Annotated in this window: 2 protein-coding genes; both read left to right on the plus strand. The window is 74.5% G+C overall.

The features are described 5' to 3' along the window. On the plus strand, positions 1-268 hold a 268-nt coding region (locus ACYVE9_RS27050; protein ID WP_461030522.1), incomplete at its 5' end, for an ROK family protein. A gap of 106 nt (positions 269-374) precedes the next feature. Continuing rightward, positions 375-1,357, plus strand: a 983-nt coding sequence (locus ACYVE9_RS27055) for an NUDIX hydrolase (RefSeq protein WP_461030523.1), incomplete at its 3' end; no start/stop codon positions are given.

The following is a 1,357-nucleotide window of genomic DNA, read 5'->3' on the forward strand; positions in this document are numbered from 1 at the left end:
GCTGCGCTCCTTCGAGCGGGCCGCCAGAGCCGTCGCGGCGGCCGTGGCCGCCACCGCCGCGCTCGTGGAGATCGACATCGCGGTCATCGGCGGCGGTGTCGCCCAGGCGGGGGACCTGCTGTTCGACCCGCTGCGAGCAGCCCTGCGCGACTACGCCACGCTGTCGTTCGTCCGGGGGCTGGAGGTCGTTCCGGCGGCCATCGGGACCGACGCCGGGCTGGTCGGCGCGGCTGCCGCCTGCCGCACGCTCCCCGGCGTGCGCTGTTAGCGCCTCCCCGGCACTGCCGCGCCCGGCGTATGCACCCTTGGCGGCGCGCGTTTCCGTGGCAGGGTGTTGCGGGCACTGAACGGGGGGCGAGTGAAGAGGGGAACCCGTGATCGTCTGGCTGAACGGCGCCTTCGGTGCCGGCAAGACCGCTGCGGCTCAGGAACTCGTGCAACTGCTTCCCGACAGCACGCTGTTCGAACCGGAGCTGGTCGGCGCGGGGCTGCGGCGGATGCTGCCCAAGGAACGGCTCGGACAGGTCGACGACTTCCAGGACCTGCCCTCCTGGCGCCGGCTGGTGGTCGACACCGCCGCCGCCCTGCTCACCGAGGTCCCCGGCCCGCTCGTGGTGCCGATGACGCTGCTGTGCCAGGAGTACCGCGACGAGATCTTCGGTGGTCTCGCCGCCCGTCGCATCGAGGTGCGCCACTTCCTGCTGGACGCGGATGAAACGATCCTTCGGGAACGGATAGACCGGCCCTCGACCCCCGGTAGCGAGGAGGCGCGCGGGTGGCGGCTGCGCCGGCTCGGCGACTACGGCCGGGCGCTGCCCTGGCTGGCGTCGGACGCGTGCCGGGTGGACGTCGCCACGCTCACCCCCCGGCGCATCGCCGAGCACGTCGCCGCCGCCTTCCGGGACGGCGGCGGCGCGTGCGACATCGTGCAGAGTCCCGAACCGGCGGCGGAGACCGTCGCCGCCGGGGTGCTGCTGTTCGACGAGCAGGACCGGGTGCTGCTCGTCGATCCCACGTACAAGCCGGGCTGGGAGTTTCCCGGCGGTGTCGTCGAGCCCGGGGAGGCGCCGGCCAGGGCCGGGGTGCGGGAGGTGGCCGAGGAACTCGGCCTCACCCTGGAACGTGAGCCGCGGCTGCTGGTGATCGACTGGGAGCCGCCCGCGCCACCGGGTTTCGGCGGGCTGCGCCTGCTCTTCGACGGGGGCCGGCTCGGCACGGACGAAGCCGCGGAGCTGCTGCTGCCGGGCGCCGAACTCCGCGGCTGGCGCTTCGTCGACGAGGCGGAGGCGGCGACGCTGCTGCCGCCGGTGCGCCGCGACCGGCTGCGCTGGGCACTGCGGGCCCGGGAGCTGGGGTG

This window comes from Streptomyces sparsus, from assembly GCF_054776295.1.